Source organism: Rhodopila sp. (assembly GCF_035548235.1).
In the GTDB taxonomy this organism is placed as follows: Bacteria; Pseudomonadota; Alphaproteobacteria; order Acetobacterales; family Acetobacteraceae; genus Rhodopila.
On the sequence record NZ_DASZTJ010000143.1, the window covers coordinates 1 to 15833 of the forward strand.

At 67.2% G+C, this 15833-nt stretch carries 17 protein-coding genes; 8 read left to right on the forward strand and 9 right to left on the reverse strand.

Annotated elements, in window-relative coordinates:
* Positions 1-492: sensor histidine kinase (locus tag VHB27_RS12545; RefSeq protein WP_325600848.1), on the forward strand; the 492-nt coding region annotated here is incomplete at its 5' end.
* Positions 493-516: 24 nt separating this feature from the next.
* On the opposite strand, the gene VHB27_RS12550 is transcribed toward VHB27_RS12545, so the two are convergent.
* Positions 517-1347 carry a GTP-binding protein gene (locus tag VHB27_RS12550; protein WP_325600850.1) on the reverse strand — a complete coding sequence of 277 codons (831 nt, stop codon included), beginning with the start codon at positions 1345-1347 and terminating at the stop codon, positions 517-519.
* A gap of 8 nt (positions 1348-1355) precedes the next feature.
* On the reverse strand, positions 1356-1733 hold the full coding sequence (gene hisI, locus VHB27_RS12555) for a phosphoribosyl-AMP cyclohydrolase (protein ID WP_325600852.1): 378 nt from the start codon (positions 1731-1733) through the stop codon (positions 1356-1358).
* A 145-nt stretch (positions 1734-1878) separates the two neighbouring features.
* Here hisI and VHB27_RS12560 point away from each other — a divergent pair, with 145 nt between their 5' ends.
* The 5 genes from VHB27_RS12560 (at position 1879) to VHB27_RS12580 (ending at position 5643) form a co-directional block, all read left to right on the forward strand.
* On the forward strand, positions 1879-2343 hold the full coding sequence (locus VHB27_RS12560) for a transcriptional repressor (RefSeq protein WP_325600854.1): 465 nt from the start codon (positions 1879-1881) through the stop codon (positions 2341-2343).
* Between the two features lie 61 nt (positions 2344-2404).
* Positions 2405-2842, forward strand: coding sequence for a large conductance mechanosensitive channel protein MscL (mscL, locus tag VHB27_RS12565; RefSeq protein ID WP_325600856.1), 438 nt, complete (start codon positions 2405-2407; stop codon positions 2840-2842).
* 90 nt (positions 2843-2932) lie between these two features.
* Positions 2933-3688, forward strand: a complete 756-nt coding sequence (locus tag VHB27_RS12570) for a hypothetical protein (protein WP_325600858.1) — start codon at positions 2933-2935, stop codon at positions 3686-3688.
* A 136-nt stretch (positions 3689-3824) separates the two neighbouring features.
* A complete protein-coding gene (locus tag VHB27_RS12575) occupies positions 3825-5219 on the forward strand; it encodes an LLM class flavin-dependent oxidoreductase (RefSeq protein WP_325600860.1) in 1395 nt (464 codons plus the stop codon).
* Between the two features lies 1 nt (position 5220).
* Positions 5221-5643 carry a hypothetical protein gene (locus VHB27_RS12580; RefSeq protein ID WP_325600862.1) on the forward strand — a complete coding sequence of 141 codons (423 nt, stop codon included), beginning with the start codon at positions 5221-5223 and terminating at the stop codon, positions 5641-5643.
* Between the two features lie 22 nt (positions 5644-5665).
* Here the strand turns inward: VHB27_RS12580 and VHB27_RS12585 are convergent, their stop codons facing one another.
* The 5 genes from VHB27_RS12585 to miaA form a co-directional block, all read right to left on the reverse strand.
* Positions 5666-6586, reverse strand: coding sequence for a magnesium transporter CorA family protein (locus VHB27_RS12585; protein WP_325600864.1), 921 nt, complete (start codon positions 6584-6586; stop codon positions 5666-5668).
* A 235-nt stretch (positions 6587-6821) separates the two neighbouring features.
* Positions 6822-7841, reverse strand: a complete 1020-nt coding sequence (gene ilvC / locus VHB27_RS12590; protein ID WP_325600866.1) for a ketol-acid reductoisomerase — start codon at positions 7839-7841, stop codon at positions 6822-6824.
* A 27-nt stretch (positions 7842-7868) separates the two neighbouring features.
* Complete coding sequence (gene ilvN / locus VHB27_RS12595; protein ID WP_325600868.1) at positions 7869-8387, reverse strand: acetolactate synthase small subunit; 519 nt, start codon at positions 8385-8387, stop codon at positions 7869-7871.
* Between the two features lie 240 nt (positions 8388-8627).
* Positions 8628-10406, reverse strand: a complete 1779-nt coding sequence (locus VHB27_RS12600; RefSeq protein ID WP_325600870.1) for an acetolactate synthase 3 large subunit — start codon at positions 10404-10406, stop codon at positions 8628-8630.
* Between the two features lie 57 nt (positions 10407-10463).
* Positions 10464-11489: a tRNA (adenosine(37)-N6)-dimethylallyltransferase MiaA gene (gene miaA, locus VHB27_RS12605; protein WP_325600872.1), complete on the reverse strand. Its 1026-nt coding sequence runs from the start codon at positions 11487-11489 to the stop codon at positions 10464-10466.
* Here miaA and serB point away from each other — a divergent pair.
* Positions 11488-12360 (forward strand): phosphoserine phosphatase SerB, encoded by an 873-nt coding sequence (gene serB, locus VHB27_RS12610; RefSeq protein WP_325600874.1) that lies wholly within the window; start codon positions 11488-11490, stop codon positions 12358-12360. The genes miaA and serB overlap by 2 nt on opposite strands.
* A gap of 4 nt (positions 12361-12364) precedes the next feature.
* On the opposite strand, the gene VHB27_RS12615 is transcribed toward serB, so the two are convergent.
* On the reverse strand, positions 12365-13417 hold the full coding sequence (locus VHB27_RS12615) for an amino acid ABC transporter substrate-binding protein (RefSeq protein ID WP_325600876.1): 1053 nt from the start codon (positions 13415-13417) through the stop codon (positions 12365-12367).
* Between the two features lie 71 nt (positions 13418-13488).
* Here VHB27_RS12615 and VHB27_RS12620 point away from each other — a divergent pair, with 71 nt between their 5' ends.
* A complete protein-coding gene (locus VHB27_RS12620) occupies positions 13489-14802 on the forward strand; it encodes an NAD(P)/FAD-dependent oxidoreductase (protein ID WP_325600879.1) in 1314 nt (437 codons plus the stop codon).
* 7 nt (positions 14803-14809) lie between these two features.
* On the opposite strand, the gene VHB27_RS12625 is transcribed toward VHB27_RS12620, so the two are convergent.
* Positions 14810-15475 (reverse strand): antibiotic biosynthesis monooxygenase family protein, encoded by a 666-nt coding sequence (locus VHB27_RS12625; RefSeq protein ID WP_325600881.1) that lies wholly within the window; start codon positions 15473-15475, stop codon positions 14810-14812.
* Between the last annotated feature and the right edge of the window lie 358 nt (positions 15476-15833).

Consider the following 15833-nt stretch of genomic DNA (forward strand, 5'->3'; position numbering starts at 1 on the left):
GACCTGACGCAGATCGAGGAACGCCCGCTGGTCAGCGAGGCGGTCGATCTGACCGCCGTGGCGCAACAGGCCGCGATGGAAGCCGAAAGCCTGGCGCGGGAGCATGAGATCGACATCCGCATCTCTCCCCCGGAGGGTCATGGCCTGTTGCCCAGATGGGGGGTGCGAGGGGATTCCTGGGCGGTCCGGCGCATCATCGACAACTTGCTGGCGTATCAGATCAGCCAGGCGCGCCCGGGCGAGACGGTGTCGATCATCCTCAAGCGCAACGGCGATGACGTCGCCGCCTCGGTGGCGGGGCCGGTGGCGGCGAACCTGGCCGAGGCATCCGGAAAGGGTCTGGGTGCGGAGTGCGAGGACACGTACTGGCTCGCGGGCGGTGCCGACCTGGCGTTGTGCTATCGGCTGGCGCGCGGGATGAACGGCCGCCTGCTGGTGGCCGAGGTCGCCAACGACGACGCGATGTTCACGCTGTCGCTGCCGGCGGCCTGAGAAAAAAGCCGGTCCAGCGGTCAGCTACGGGCCCCAAGCGGCAGTCCTGATGCCGGTCCGGATCGCCGCCATATCCACGCCATCGCCCATGAAGACCAGCCGTGACCGGGGTGCCGCCCCCGCCGGCCAGGCCGGCAGCAAGAGCGGGGGCGCCAGGTGGTGCCCGGCCGTGTCGACCGCCATCGGCCACGGACACCCCGCGATGTGCAGCACGCCGGTGATCCGCGACACCGCTTGCTGCCTGACAATATGGTCCAGCCACCGCCCGGCGGCCGGCCAAGCCAAGGGATCGGACAACGTCAACGCGTTGGCTGCTTGATCGGGATCGAAACGCGCCTCCCGCCAAAGCGCGCCGAGGTCCTTGATGACGCGCGCGGCAGGGTTCCCTGCGCGGACGGCGTCCGGGACCATCGGACCGGCGACGATCGTGTCGGCCACCATGATCCGGCGCCGGGCATGTTCGTCGACGCCGCCAGCCGCCGCCACCCCGGCAAGCCGGAAGACCGCCATCAGCGCCGGGTCGCCCAGCAGCGTGACCAAGGCCGCCAACGGGTCCGCGTCGGCGGCGGTTTCCACGACGACCCGCGCCACCTCGCCCCGGCGCGCGCGGGGCAAGAGGGCGCGCAGGCCGCGCTGCAGGCCGCCTTGCGGCACGCAGCACGCACAGCCGCCTTGGGACACAGGCTGATCCGCCACCCAGCCGCTCGGCCCGCCGGTCAGCACGACCGTCCCCGGTTCGGCGATCGGCCCGACCCCGGCGGCCACCAGGACCGGCGTGCGCGGCTCCGGTCTATCGGGCAGGGCAACGGTCCGTTCGATCCAGGCGAGGCCCGGACCGAACGGCGTGTCAGTCATGTCCGTACTCAGTCATGTCCGTACAGGGCCTTTGGCGACACCAGCGGCGCCGCGATCTCGGTCAGCACGCCGGCCCGCGGCGCGCGGAAGAAGCAATTGCGCCGCCCGGTGTGGCAGGCCACACCCTCTTGATCGACCAGCAGCAGGACCGTATCGCCGTCGCAATCGACGCGGAAGTCCTTCAGGTGCTGGGCCTGGCCCGAGGTCTCGCCCTTCCGCCAAAGCTTGCCCCGGCTGCGGCTGAAATAGCAGACGCGCCCCGTCGCCAGCGTCTCGCGCACCGACTCGGCGTTCATCCATGCCATCATCAGCACCTCGCCGGTGTCGTGCTGCTGCGCGATCGCCGGTACTAGGCCGTTGGCGTCAAAGCAAATTGCCGCCAGCATCGTTTCGGCTGCGGCTGGCGTGATAAGGTCTTGAGCATCCGTGTCAGGCATGGATCATATCTGGGCATTCCGCTGGCCGATTGCCAAGTTCGATTGGGATCAAGCCCCGATATGGTTTGATTGGGCCGCACGAGAGGAGCTTCCAATGGGGTTTTCTCCCCGCACCGAAACGCTGTTGAACCAGGCGAGCACGATCTGCGGGAACCGCGGGGCGCGCTTGACCGATCTGCGGCGGCAGGTGCTGGGCCTGATCCTCGATCGCGAATCGCCCACGGGTGCCTATGACCTGCTGGACCAGTTGCGCGCCACCCGCCACGGCGCCGCGCCGCCCACAGTCTATCGGGCCCTGGAATTCCTGCTCGACCAGGGGTTGATCCACAAGCTGGAGCGGCTATCGGCCTATGTCGGCTGCGTCGCCCAGGAAGACCACGACCGCGACCACGACCATGCGGCACAATTCTTCATCTGCCGGACCTGCGGACGGGTCACCGAACTGGAGGATCATGAGCTTGCTCACGCGCTGGAGGATGCCGCCAAGCGCCTGGGTTTCACCCTCGGCAAGGCCACGATCGAGGCCGAGGGCCAATGCGCCGTCTGTTCGGCGCGATAGCCGCATCGCCGTCGGCGGTTGCTGCGGCGACAATCATCTCTGACGAAAGGGGTCTAACGATATGCTTGCACCGAAAACACCCTCGTGGATCGCGGAATTCCGAGCGTTCATCATGCGGGGGAACGTTGTCGACCTGGCGGTCGGCATTATCATCGGCGCGGCATTCACCGCGATCGTTTCGAGTTTGGTGAAGGACATCTTCAACCCGTTCCTCGGCCTGCTGACGGGCGGGTTGGATTTCTCCAACGTGTTCATCTCGCTGAACGGGCAGCATTACGCCAACCTGGCGGATGCGCAGAAGGCCGGGGCGGCGACGGTCAACATCGGGCTGTTCCTGAACGCGATCATCCAGTTCCTGATCGTCAGCTTCGCGATTTTCTGGGTGGTGAAGGGCATCTCGAAGCTCAACGCGAAGAAGGAAGCGGCTCCCCCGCCCGGCCCGACGCCCACCGAGACCCTGCTGACCGAGATCCGGGACCTGTTGAAGCAGCGCGCCTGATCCTGTAACGCCGAGGGGGCAGGGGAAACGCTGTTGCGCGCCGGGGCGCCCGGCGTACAATCGCGGCCTGTCCCCGGAGGCCGTCTTGCCATGACCCTGATCGCCACTGCCGATGCCGCCCGCGTCAATCGTCGTCGGGGGAGCGCCCCGGACGGCGTGACGTTCTGGCACACGCTGTACCTGGGGACGTCACGCTACAACATGGCGCCGGGCACGCCCGATCCCGACGCCGGGGCGCTCTTCCCCATGGCGTTCCTGGTCGAGCAGGACCCCGGCAGCACCGCGCAGTCCCATTACCACCAGCAGGACCAGTTCCAGCTCGTGGTCGGTGGTTGCGGCACGTTGGGGCTGCACGACATCAAGCCGGTCACGGTGCATTTCACCGCTGCGCACACCGCATATGGCCCAATTCGCGCCAGTCAGGACGAGGGCGTGTGGTATTTCACCCTGCGCAACGGCTTCGACCCCGGCGCGCGCTTCATGACGATGCCGGAGAACCGGGCCGCGCTGCGCACCGTGAAGGGACGGGCGCATCGGGAGGCGGTTGCCGGTCCGCTGGCTGCGCCGAGCACGCCGGCCGAGACGCTGATCGGTCCGGAAACCGACGGCATGGGCGCGTGGCGCTACACCCTGCCCCCGAACGGGCGTGTCACGGGCCTCGATCCCGTCGGGGGACGAGGGCAGTACTGGGTGGTGACCAAGGGCAGCCTGGCGCATGCCGGCCAGGCGATGGACCGGCTGTCCTGCGCCTTCGTCTATCCCGACGACGCGGCGTTCGAGGCCGAGGCCGGACCCGAGGGCGCCGAGGTGATCGCGATGCAGTTCCCCCATCGCGTGGCGCACTGACCGAGCGTCTCTCGATGCCGGCCTGAAATCATGGCTTGGCCTCTTGGGTCGGAAACCCTCTGGACGGCAGATGCCATGATGTGAAAAGAGGTGCGCCCACCCGTCGCCAGACGGGCTCAACGTGTGGCCGACCGGAATGCCTAAAGAGATCCGCCTCAACGCCTTCGACATGTGCTGCATCGGCCATCAGTCGCCGGGCCTCTGGACCTATCCCGGCGACCAGGCGGATCGCTACAACGCGCTGGACTATTGGACCGACCTGGCGAAGGTGTTGGAGCGGGGGCGGTTTGACGCGCTGTTCCTGGCCGACGTGCTGGGCATCTACGACGTCTACAAAGGCTCTCCGGACACGGCGCTGGAGCAGGCCGTGCAGGTGCCGGTCAACGACCCGCTGATGCCGGTGAGCGCCATGGCGGCGGTGACGCGGAACCTTGGCTTCGGCATCACCTGCGCGCTGTCCTATGAGCTGCCCTATCCGTTCGCGCGCCGCATGAGCACGCTGGACCACCTGACCCAAGGCCGCATCTGCTGGAACATCGTGACGGGCTACCTCGACAGCGCCGCCCGCGGGATGGGCATGACGAGACAGGTCGCCCATGACGATCGTTACGAGATCGCCGAGGACTACATGCAGGCGGTCTACAAGCTGTGGGAGGCGAGCTGGGAAGACGGCGCCGTGCTGCGCGACCGCGCCGGACGCCGCTTCGCCGATCCGGCGAAGATCCATGCGATCCACCACGAAGGCCCGCATTTCAAGGTCGACGCGATCCATCTGTGCGAGCCGTCGCCGCAGCGCACGCCGGTGCTGTTCCAGGCCGGGGCCTCCAACCGGGGACGGGACTTCGCGGCGCGGCACGCGGAGTGCGTCTTCATCAACGGCCCATCGAAAAAGATCATCCGCAACATCGTCACCGACCTGCGGACCCGCGCGGCGGCGGCAGGGCGCGATCCGAACGACCTCGTGATCTTCACCATGATCACCATCATCACAGACCGGACCACGAAGGCCGCGCGCGAGAAGCATCGGGACTATCTGAACTACGTCTCCGAGGAAGGGGCATTGGCGCTGATGTCGGGCTGGACGGGCCTGGATTTCGGCGCCATGGACCGCGACCAGGTGGTGCGCTTCGACGACCGGACCAATGCGCAGAGTTCCGCGCTGGAGGCTTTCACCACGGCCGACCCGGACCGGGAATGGACGGTGGGAGAGATCGCCCGCCATGCCGCGATCGGCGGCCGCAGCCCCGTCATCATCGGCTCCGGCGCGGAAGTGGCGAAGGAACTTCAGGCCTGGGTCGAGGAAACCGACGTCGATGGTTTCAACTGCGCCTATGTCGTGACGCCGGGCAGCTTCGCCGACATCGCCGACCTGGTGGTGCCCGAGCTGCAGGCGCGCGGTGCGTTCAAGCGGGACTACGCGGCCGGGACGTTCCGGGAGAAACTATTCGGTCGCGGTCCGCGGCTGCCGTCGAACCATCCGGCAGCGCTGGTGCGCCCCAATCGGATTGATATCGGTCAGGGAAAAGGATGACATGACATCATCTTCGCACGTGCGGCTCCTTATCCTCGTCATGGCCTTCGCGAGCCTGGCGGCCGCCCCTGCCTTGGCGCAGCCGGACAGTAACAGCCATGTGCGTTTCGACGCGGGCGGGCTGCTGCCGAAAAAGCCCCCTCCGGGCCTGCCGGACGTCAGGCCTCAACCGCTGGCGTGGCCCCGGCTGGATCCGGGTGCGGTGCTATGCCATTCGCAGGACGACCTGCAGCGCCTGGCCTCGCGGCGGGCCGGCGGGTCGGTGGCCGGGCCGATCGATTGCCAGGTCATCCGCAATCCGACCCCTATCTCGATCCTGGAGAAGCAGGGGCCGGGGATGACCGAGGTGCAGACCACCAACCCGGCGGCAGGCGGGACCGGCTGGACCGATGCCTGGCTGCCGGACAGAGCCCCGTCGCACTAGGTCGAAGCAGGCGCCGGCAGGGTCAGATCCACTTCCGCCAACGGAAGATCGCGAGGGGGATGATCGTCGTCAGGATGATCAGCCCCCATCCCCACTCATATCCCCAGACCCAATCATATTCCGGCATGTTCTTGAAGTTCATGCCATAGATGCCGGCGATCAGTACCGGCGGAATCCCGACCACCGAGGCGATCGCCATCACCTTCATCACGTTGTTCTGCGCGATGTTGATGAAGCCCAGCGTCGCGTCCAGCAGGAACTGCGTCTTGTCGTTCAGGTGCGTGTCGAATTCGCTGACCGAGGCGATGTCCTGGCGCAGCATCTCCAGCCTGCCATGCAGTTCCGTCGGCATCCACGGCGCTCGGCTTTCGACGTAAGGGACGATGCGGGCCGCGCCGGTCTGGGTGTCCCGGATGTGGGAGATCAGGTCGCCCAGGCGGCCAAGCTCCCCCAGGATGCGCTTCAATTCGGCGTCTTCGTTCTTGCGGCCGCCGGCGCCCTTGGCGGTGCCCATCGCGAAGATGACGTGGGAGATCTTTTCCAACTCGTCGCGCACATACTCCAGCCCATCGGCCTGCCGGTCGACGATCGCTTCCATCAGGCCCAGGAAGATATGTGGTGCGGTGGTCGCGCTGGTTTCCCGGGTGACCAGGCGTTCACCGTAAAGGTCGAAAATGCGGCTGGGCGCGAAACGGATGGTGACCAGCCGCTCTTCGTGCAGCACGAAACCGATCGAGACGCCGACCGGCGTGGTGCCGTGGTCCACCATGTTGATGATGGGCATGTTCATGTAGAGGACGCCATGCCGCGTGGCGAGGCGGCTCGACAGCTCGATCTCGCTGATTTCCGCCTGGGACGGGAGCGAGAGGCCGGTAGCGGCCTCCACGCGGTCCAGTTCCTCGCGGGTGGCGTTCAGCAGGTCGATCCACGCAGCCTGGGCCAACGCGTTCCCTGAGGCCGGGTCGGGAATTGGCTGGGGCAGACCGTCGGCCAGGGTGTATGCGTGAAGCATATCCCCGGTGTAGCCGGGAAGCCGGCGCCGCGGCAACGACCGGGACGCCAAATTCTTTCATTTATCAAGCTGCTGCAACATAACGGCCGCAACTAAACGGCCCCAGGGCGGGGATGCCGTGGGGCCGTGTCGCAAAGACCCGGCTTCCCGGGTCCGGTCATGCGGGTTAGTTCTTGGTCTTGTCGACCAGCGCGTTCTTGCTGATCCAGGGCATCATCGCGCGCAGCTTCTCGCCGACTTTCTCGATCGGGTGTTCCGCGAGGCGCCGGCGCGTTGCCTTGAAGCTGGACTGGTTGACCTTGTTCTCCAGCATCCAATCGCGGGCGAAGCGGCCGGACTGGATGTCGTCCAGCACCCGCTTCATCTCCTTTTTCGTTTCGCCGGTGATGATCCGCGGGCCGGAGACGTATTCGCCGTATTCGGCTGTGTTGCTGATCGAGTAGTTCATGTTGGCGATGCCGCCTTCATAGATCAGGTCGACGATCAGCTTCACTTCGTGCAGGCACTCGAAATATGCCATTTCGGGGGCGTACCCGGCTTCCACCAGCGTCTCGTAGCCGCCCTTGATGAGTTCGACCAGGCCGCCGCACAGCACGACCTGCTCGCCGAACAGGTCGGTCTCGCATTCTTCCTTGAAGGTCGTCTCGATCACGCCCGCGCGGCCGCCGCCGATGGCCGAGGCATAGGACAGCGCCACTTCCAGCGCGTTGCCGGACGGGTTTTGCGCGACCGCCACCAGGCAGGGGACGCCGCCGCCGCGCTGGTATTCGCTGCGCACGGTGTGACCGGGGCCCTTGGGAGCGATCATGAACACGTCGATGTCCGGGCGCGGGTCGAGCAGGTTGAAATGCACGTTCAGCCCATGCGCGAACGCGAGCGCGGCGCCGGGCTTCATGTTCGGGCCGATCTTCTCGCGGTACAGGTCGCCCTGGCCTTCATCCGGGGTCAGCACCATGATGACGTCGGCCCATTTGGCGCACTCGGCCGGGTCCATGACCTTCAGCCCGGCGGCTTCCGCCTTGGCGACGCCGGCGGAGCTGGGGCGCAGGCCGATGGCGATGTTCTTGACGCCGCTGTCCTTCAGGTTCAGCGCATGGGCATGACCCTGGCTGCCATAGCCGATGATGGCGACGTTCTTCCCCTTGATCAGGTTCACGTCCGCGTCGCGGTCGTAGTAAACGCGCATGGTTCCTCGTTCCTTTTTCAGTACAAATCAGATGGTATTCGTGCCGCGCGATAGCGCGGCGATGCCGCTGCGCGAGACCTCGGCGAGCCCGAGGTCGCGCATCAGTTCGATGAAGGCGTCGATCTTTTCGGTCGCGCCCGTCAGTTCGAAGACGAAACTGCCCAGCGTGGTGTCGACGACGCGGGCACGGAACGTATCGGCGATGCGCATCGCCTCGACGCGCTGCTCGCCGGTGCCGATCACCTTCACCAGGGCCAGTTCGCGCGCCACGTGCGGGCCGTCCATCGTCAGGTCGGCGACGCGGTGCACCGGCACCAGGCGGTCGAGCTGCGCCTTGATCTGCTCGATCACCATGGACGTGCCGGAGGTCACGACGTTGATGCGGCTGCGTTGGCCCGCGGCGTCGACCGGGGCGACGGTCAGGCTGTCGATATTGTAGCCGCGGCCCGAGAACAGGCCGATGACGCGCGCCAGCACGCCGGCTTCGTTGTCGACCAGGACCGATATGGTCGCGCTGCGCTCATTCGGGTCGGAGGGATTGGGCATGGGGGTTTCTGTCGCAACGGAATGAAGTTCGGCGCATCACGCGGGGTCATGCCCCTGGACGCGCGGTGAGGCAAGGGGAGAGGCGTTATACGCGGGCGGTCACCGACCGGACGCCGTGGATGGTCCATGTCTCGTCATGGCCGGGCCAGGCCCAGCCATTCACGCCGACACCGGCACCGCAAGCCGTGGATGGCCGGCACGAGACCGGCCACGACGGGGCGGTGCCAGCGACCCCGGCCATTACACCAGCACCAATCCGGCATCCGTGACCCCCGCGCCGGACGCCTCGTGCTCCGGACCCAGCAGCATCTCGTTATGCGCCGCGCCGGAGGGGATCATCGGGAAGCAGTTCTCCGCCTGGTCCACCGCGATATCCGCGATCACCGCCTTGGGGCAGTCCAGCATGGCGTTGATCACGTCGTCCAACTGGTCGACGCTCTCGGCGCGCATGCCGACGGCGTGGAAGCTCTCGGCCAGCTTCACGAAGTCGGGCAGGGCAGCCGAGTAGGTCTCCGAATACCGGCTGCCATGCAGCAGTTCCTGCCACTGCCGCACCATGCCCATGTATTGGTTGTTCAGGATGAACACCTTCACCGGCAGGCGATACTGCGCCAGCGTCCCCATCTCCTGGATGTTCATCAGGATGGACGCCTCGCCGGCGATATCCACCACCAGCGCGTCCGGATGCGCGATCTGCACGCCCATCGCCGCCGGCAGTCCGTAGCCCATGGTGCCCAGGCCGCCCGACGTCATCCAATGGTTCGGCTTTTCGAAGCCGAAATGTTGGGCGGCCCACATCTGGTGCTGGCCGACCTCGGTGGTGATGAAGGTGTCGCGCCCGCGGGCCTTGGTCAGCTCATACAGCCGCCGGATCGCGTATTGCGGCTTGATGATGCCGCCCTTGGCCTGGTCCTGGGTGAACTTCAGGCTGTCCTTGCCGCGCCATTCGTCGATCTGCCGCCACCAGGTGGTCAGCGCCTCCTTATCGAGCGGCGTCGGGTCCCGGTCCCAGGCCTCGATCAGTGCGTCCAGCGCGAGGCCGGCATCAGCCAGGATGGGGATCTCCACCGGCACGTTCTTGTTGATGGACGATCCGTCGATATCGATATGGATCTTCCGGCTGCCCTGGCTGAAGGCGTTCAGCCGCCCCGTCACCCGATCGTCGAAGCGCGCGCCGATCGCCAGCATGACGTCGCAGCCATGCATCGCCAGGTTCGCTTCGTACGTCCCGTGCATCCCCAGCATACCCAGGAATTGCGGATCCGAGGCCGGATAGGCGCCCAGGCCCATCAGCGTGTTGGTGATCGGAAAGCCGGTCATGCGGGTGAAGCGCGTCAGCGCCTGGGATGCCGCCGGACCGGCGTTGATCACGCCGCCGCCGGCATAGATGACCGGCCGCTTCGCCTGCTTCAGCAGCGCCACCGCGGCCTCGATCTGCGACAGCTCCGGCTCCGTCCGCGGGCGGTAGCTGGAATGGTACGCCACCGGTTCGGTATAGGGGGCCTTGTTGATGACGATGTCCTTGGGCAGGTCGATGACCACCGGTCCCGGACGCCCGTGGGAGGCGACATAGAACGCCTCGTGCACCACGCGCGCGAGGTCCTCCCCGCGCTTGACCAGGTAGTTGTGCTTGGTCGCCGGCCGGGTGATGCCGGTCGTGTCGGCCTCCTGGAACGCATCGTTGCCGATCAGGTGCGTCGGCACCTGGCCCGTCAGGCAGACGATCGGGATGCTGTCCATCAGCGCATCCACCAGCCCGGTGACCGCATTGGTCGCCCCGGGCCCCGAGGTCACCAGGACCACGCCGACCTTGCCGGTCGAGCGCGCATAGCCCTCCGCCGCATGAACGGCGGCCTGCTCATGGCGCACCAGGACGTGGCGAATGGCGTTCTGCTGGAACAGGGCATCATAAATCGGGAGTACCGCGCCGCCGGGATAGCCGAAAATAACCTCTACGCCCTGGTCCTTGAGGGCGCGAAGAAGGATTTCTGCTCCTGACTGGCTGATATCAGCCGACATGATCCGGCTCCTTTTTTTCGGTCGGGGCGCCTGCCTTAGTGGGGATCAAACGCCGGGTCAAGCCATCTGTTGAATAAATGCGAATAAATCAGCGCAGTCACTTTCCGAAAATTGCTCAACGGACGAAAATCGCGAATTTATCGTGCGAACGCGGTCCTGGGTTGCGAGAGGGTGATGACGAAACCATGTCGCCTGCCGCTTCGTGTACTGTCCCGTGACCAGTTCCGTCCGCCGCCTGGCGTCGTCCAGCGACAGCCGCCCGGACAGATAGGCCGACAGCTCCGGCACGCCGTGGGCGCGCATCGCCGGCAGCGCGGGGTCGAGGCCCAGCGCCAGCAGCGCCCGCACCTCTTCGATCGCGCCCTCGTGCAGCATGGCGTCGAAGCGGCCGGCGATGGCGGCGCGCAGCGCCGTGCGCGGCGGGTCCAGCCGGATCGCCGCGAAGTCCCACGCTGCCGGCGGGGTGCGTTGGGACTGCCACGCCACCAGCCCCCTTCCGGTCCCCCGCCAGACCTCCCACGCTCGGGCGATGCGCTGGCTGTCTTCCGGGCGCAGGCGGGCGGCGGTGGCGGGGTCGACATGGGCCAGGCTGGCATGCAGCGCCGCCGCCCCTTGCTCCGCCAGCAATCGGCGCGCCTCCGCCCGAGCGTCCGGGCCGGGGTCAGGGATGTCGGACAGGCCGCCGGTCAGGCTGGCGAAATACATCCCCGTTCCGCCGGTCAGGATCGGCAGGCGGCCGGCCGCGCGGGCCGCCTCCATCTCGGCCAGCGCCGTTGCGCGCCACCAGGCGACGCTGCCGGCATCGGCGGCGGGGCGCACGCCGTACAGCCGGTGCGGCACGCGGGCTTCGTCCGCCGGCGTAGGCCGAGCGGTGAGGACGCGCAGCTCGCGGTACACCTGCATGGAGTCCGCGTTGATGATGACCCCGCCGAAGCGTTCCGCGACCGCCAGCGCCAGCGCCGATTTCCCGCTGGCCGTCGGACCGGCGATGATAAGCCCTTTCGGCAGCCCGCCGGGGACTTCTTCGGGTAGCGCTTTCGGCTTGCCCGCCGTATCCGCCGCTGTCAGGTTCCCGCCCGTCATGAGCTATGTCACCACGCTCGTCGCCCGCCGCGACGCGATCAGCCTGTCCCCTGCCATCATCAACCACATCCGCAATGCGATCCGCGGCGGCACGCCGGTGACCCTCTCACCGAATGAGGCCGTGGACATCCCCGTCTCGACGCCCCCCGACCCCGCCGTGCTGCGCGACGCGATCGAGGGCAAGCCGATTGACGCTATCACGGTCAAAACCCGCGGCCGGCGCAAGGCCCTGCTGATCGCCGACATGGACAGCACCATGATCGAGGGCGAGACGCTGGACGAACTCGCCGCCTTCGCCGGGATCGGCGAGCAGATCGCCGCCATCACCCGCCGCGCGATGAACGGGGAGCTGGACTTCAAGGCGGCGCTTCGGGAACGCGTCGCCATGCTGAAAGGGCTGAAGCTGGAGGCATTGGAAAAGACGTGGGAGCGGGTCCGGTTCACCCCGGGCGGACGGGAGCTGGTGCTGACGATGCGCGCGCGGGGGGCAACGACGGCGCTGGTGTCGGGCGGCTTCACCTTTTTCACGGCGCGCGTCGCCGAGGCGTTGGGGTTCGAGACGCACCGGTCGAACGTGCTGCTGGATGACGGGGCGGTGCTGACCGGTCACGTCCGGGAACCGATCCTGGATCGCGACAGCAAGCTGGCCGCGTTGCGGGAGCTCGCCGCCGCGCGGGGGTTGAAGCAGCAGGCGACGCTGGCTGTCGGGGACGGGGCGAACGACCTGGACATGATCAAGGCGGCGGGGCTGGGCGTGGCGTTCCGGGCGAAACCGATCGTGGCGGCGGAAGCGCAGGCGCGGGTCGATCATGGCGACCTTCGTGCGCTGCTGTTCGCGCAGGGGTATAAGGCGTCGGAGTTCGCGGGGTAGGGCCCTATCGTAACTGCGGCGCGAATTGCAGGCCGCCCTTTGTCCAGAGTGCGTTCTTCCCCCGATCCAGCCCCAGCGGCGTGACGTCGCGCGCGAACATCTCCCCGTAATTGCCGACCTGCCGGATCACGTTCGCTGCCCATGTGTCATCCAGGCCCAGCGATTTCCCGAGATTGCTCTCCACCCCCAGCAGCCGCCGCACGTCGGGGACCTTGGAATCCTTGAAACTATCGATATTCGCGCTGGTGACGCCCAGGTTCTCGGCGACCACCGTGGCGTAGTGCGTCCATTTCACGATATCCAGCCACTTGTCGTCGCCCTTCCGCACGACCGCGCCGCTGGGACCGACGCCGATCGGCTCCGGCAGGATCGTCAGCTCCGAGGCCTTGGCACCCTGCATGTAACGGAATCCGGCCACCTGCGAGCTGTCGGTGGTATAGCCGTCGCAGCGTCCCGACAGGAACGCCTGGCGGATCTCGCTCAGGCTGCCGATCAGGACAGGAGTATAGGCAATGTTCTCGGCCCGCGCCCAATCGGCCAGGTCCAACTCGGTCGTCGTGCCCGGCAGCACGCAGATCGTCGCGCCGCCAAGCTGTTTGACCGATTTGATGCCGGAGGCGGTCTTCACGATGATGCTCGTGCCGTCCCAGAAATTGATCCCGCCGAACTCCAGGCCCAGGCTCGATTCCCGTGTCAGGGACCAGCCGGTGTTGCGCACCAGTACGTCGACCTCCCCCGATTGCAGGGCGGTGAAGCGGTTCTGCGCCGTGACCGCGACCCATTTCACCTTGTTCGCATCGCCCAGCGCCGCAGCGGCGATCGCCCGGCAGTAATCGGCGTCCAGTCCGCGCATCACGCCGCCGCTGTCGACCATGGAGAAGCCGGGGATCTCGCCGCCGGTGCCGCACAGCAACTGGCCGCGGGCGCGGACGGCATCCAGCGTCGGAGACCCGCTGCCCTGGGCTGAAGCCGGTCCCGAGGCCGGAATGGCCATGAACAGGACCAGAAGTCCGGCAACCACCATGCGGGCCGCCGATACGCAGGGTAAAAGACGCATCGCGAGTTCCCCTTTTGCTTCGACACCCATACTATTCCACGCGACCGCCGCCGCAACGAAGAGGTTTCGACATGGCCCCCGAAACGATCACCGTCGAAACGGATGACCGGCTTCCCGCCAGGGCGGACGTCGTCATCATCGGCGGCGGAATCGCCGGCGTCAGCACGCTGCTGGCGCTTGCGGACCAGGGCGTCTCGGTCGCGCTGGTGGAAAAGGGGCGGCTGGCCGGCGAACAGTCCTCCCGCAACTGGGGCTTCTGCCGCACCCAGGGCCGCGACCAGGCCGAGGTCCCGCTCGCGCTGGAAGCACTGCGACAGTGGGACCGCATGGCCGAACGCCTCGGCGCCGATGTCGGCTTCACCCGAGCAGGGGCGTGCTATCTGTGCGAGACGGGGAAGGAGGTGGCGGCGTATGAGGCGTGGCTGGAGGATGCGCGCACATACCAGGTGCAAAGCCGTATCCTGACGTCCGAGGAGGTGGACAAGGTCCTGCCCGGATCCTCGCGCCGCTGGGCCGGGGCGCTGTATACGGCCAATGACGGCCGCGCCGAACCGCAACTGGCCGTGCCGCTGATGGCGCAGGCCGCACGCCGGCTGGGTGCGACGGTCACGGTCAACTGCGCCGCACGCGGGATCGAAACGAAAGCGGGGCGCGTCAGCGGCGTGGTGACGGAACGCGGAACGATCGCCTGCGACGCGGTGGTGCTGGCGGGCGGCGCGTGGTCGCGGCTGTTCTGCGGCAACATGGGTGTCGACTTCCCGCAACTGAAGGTGCTGGGCAGCGTGATGCGCACCACGCCGATCGACGGCCCGCCCGAACTCGCCGTCGCCGGCCCGGACTTCGCCTTTCGCAAGCGCAAGGACGGCGGCTACACGGTCGCGCGCCGCAACAGGTATGAGGCGTTCGTGGTCCCGGACAGTTTCCGGCTGCTGGCCACCTTCCTTCCGGCGATGATCCGGACCCGGAAGGAATACACCATCCGCCTGTTCGGCCGCTTCCAGGAGGAAGCGCGCATCCCCCGCCGCTGGACGCTCGATCAGGCCAGCCCGTTCGAGGCGACGCGCGTGCTGGACCCGGAGCCCAATCCCGCGATCGTCGAGGAAAGCCTTCGGAACCTGGTGCGCGCCTTCCCTGCGTTCGGTCCGGCGAAGATCGCGCAAAGCTGGGGCGGGCTGATCGATACGACGCCGGACGCGGTGCCGGTGATCGGTCCGGTCGCGGCGGTACCGGGGTTCTTCCTGATGAGCGGCTTTTCGGGCCACGGCTTCGGGATCGGACCGGGGGCAGGGCGCCTGATGGCGGAGTTGGTCACCGGCGCCACGCCTTGCGTCGATCCGGCTCCGTTCCGGTTTGAACGCTTCGGCGGCAGGGCGAAGGCGGCCTGACCGGACCTTAGGCGTGCAGCGTCTCCCGGCCGGGGGCATCGGGATAGTATTGCGGCGCTTCCCGCCGGTCGAACATGCCGTAGTCGCGGATGACCCGGACCTGCCGTACCCGTGCGTCGCGCGGCAGTGCCGCCGATCCCGCCTGCGCCGCGTTCGGATTTTTCCACGACATCAGCAGGATCGCGTCGCCCGGCGTCAGGATGGCGTCGAACGCGTCCCACGCGACCAGGCCCGGTGCATCTTTCGGCAAGCCCAGGGACGCCGCGACGGCGTCGGCGTCGGCGGCCCGGCACCGAGCGGTCGCCAGCGTGATTGTCGTTGCGGTCCCGGTCCGGGTTTCGTCAAGCCTTTGCGCGTGCGGCGCATAGCCGTCGGGCGATTGCGTATCGTGTGTCATCTCGCCGACGCGCAGATGGTAATCGAGCAGGATCCCGCCGCGTCCGTTCGCTTGCGCCTCGTGATGCCGCATTTGGGTGCGCCACCGCACCAGGGCCTTCTCATCCCGCCAGGACGACAGCGACAGCAGCCAGCCCGGGCGGGTCAGGCTCTTGTATCGGATGTTGTCGATGAAACCATCGATCTGCTCCAGTTCCGGCCGCAGCATCCGTGCCGTGTCCAGGTAGGCGTCCCACCGGTCCGGGGCGGGATGGACCTCGAAGATGACCGAGAACATCGCTTCCTTCTCCTTGTGTCGCGGTAGTTTGTTCGTCCTCTCTCGACGTCTTGGCCGGAAGACACCACCCACGCCTTTCTCTCCACCGGCACCGCCCACCGGCACCGCCCACCGGCACCGCAACGGGTGGATGACGTGCCTGCGCCCGCCATGGGGCCTGGCACATGATACGCCAGGCCCGCGTGGGACAATTCGGGCGGCACCGAAGCGATCCTACATCCGGCTGGCGCGCTCCCGATACAGCGCCTTCACCTCCTCCCGTCGGATCTTCCCGGTCTCGGTGCGCGGAAACGCCGCCAGCGCCAGGAACTGGAAACTGGCGACGTATGACATGACGATGGTGCCGACCTGGGCGGCG

What these genes read in the sequence shown, in the direction of transcription:
- VHB27_RS12550 (WP_325600850.1), bottom strand. Translation starts at nt 1,347, where the DNA reads ATGACTGACACGCCGTTCGGTCCGGGCCTCGCCTGGATCGAACGGACC.
- hisI (WP_325600852.1), bottom strand. Translation starts at nt 1,733, where the DNA reads ATGCTGGCGGCAATTTGCTTTGACGCCAACGGCCTAGTACCGGCGATC.
- VHB27_RS12560 (WP_325600854.1), top strand. Translation starts at nt 1,879, where the DNA reads ATGGGGTTTTCTCCCCGCACCGAAACGCTGTTGAACCAGGCGAGCACG.
- mscL (WP_325600856.1), top strand. Translation starts at nt 2,405, where the DNA reads ATGCTTGCACCGAAAACACCCTCGTGGATCGCGGAATTCCGAGCGTTC.
- VHB27_RS12570 (WP_325600858.1), top strand. Translation starts at nt 2,933, where the DNA reads ATGACCCTGATCGCCACTGCCGATGCCGCCCGCGTCAATCGTCGTCGG.
- VHB27_RS12575 (WP_325600860.1), top strand. Translation starts at nt 3,825, where the DNA reads ATGCCTAAAGAGATCCGCCTCAACGCCTTCGACATGTGCTGCATCGGC.
- VHB27_RS12580 (WP_325600862.1), top strand. Translation starts at nt 5,221, where the DNA reads ATGACATCATCTTCGCACGTGCGGCTCCTTATCCTCGTCATGGCCTTC.
- ilvC (WP_325600866.1), bottom strand. Translation starts at nt 7,841, where the DNA reads ATGCGCGTTTACTACGACCGCGACGCGGACGTGAACCTGATCAAGGGG.
- ilvN (WP_325600868.1), bottom strand. Translation starts at nt 8,387, where the DNA reads ATGCCCAATCCCTCCGACCCGAATGAGCGCAGCGCGACCATATCGGTC.
- VHB27_RS12600 (WP_325600870.1), bottom strand. Translation starts at nt 10,406, where the DNA reads ATGTCGGCTGATATCAGCCAGTCAGGAGCAGAAATCCTTCTTCGCGCC.
- serB (WP_325600874.1), top strand. Translation starts at nt 11,488, where the DNA reads ATGAGCTATGTCACCACGCTCGTCGCCCGCCGCGACGCGATCAGCCTG.
- miaA (WP_325600872.1), bottom strand. Translation starts at nt 11,489, where the DNA reads ATGACGGGCGGGAACCTGACAGCGGCGGATACGGCGGGCAAGCCGAAA.
- VHB27_RS12615 (WP_325600876.1), bottom strand. Translation starts at nt 13,417, where the DNA reads ATGCGTCTTTTACCCTGCGTATCGGCGGCCCGCATGGTGGTTGCCGGA.
- VHB27_RS12620 (WP_325600879.1), top strand. Translation starts at nt 13,489, where the DNA reads ATGGCCCCCGAAACGATCACCGTCGAAACGGATGACCGGCTTCCCGCC.
- VHB27_RS12625 (WP_325600881.1), bottom strand. Translation starts at nt 15,475, where the DNA reads ATGTTCTCGGTCATCTTCGAGGTCCATCCCGCCCCGGACCGGTGGGAC.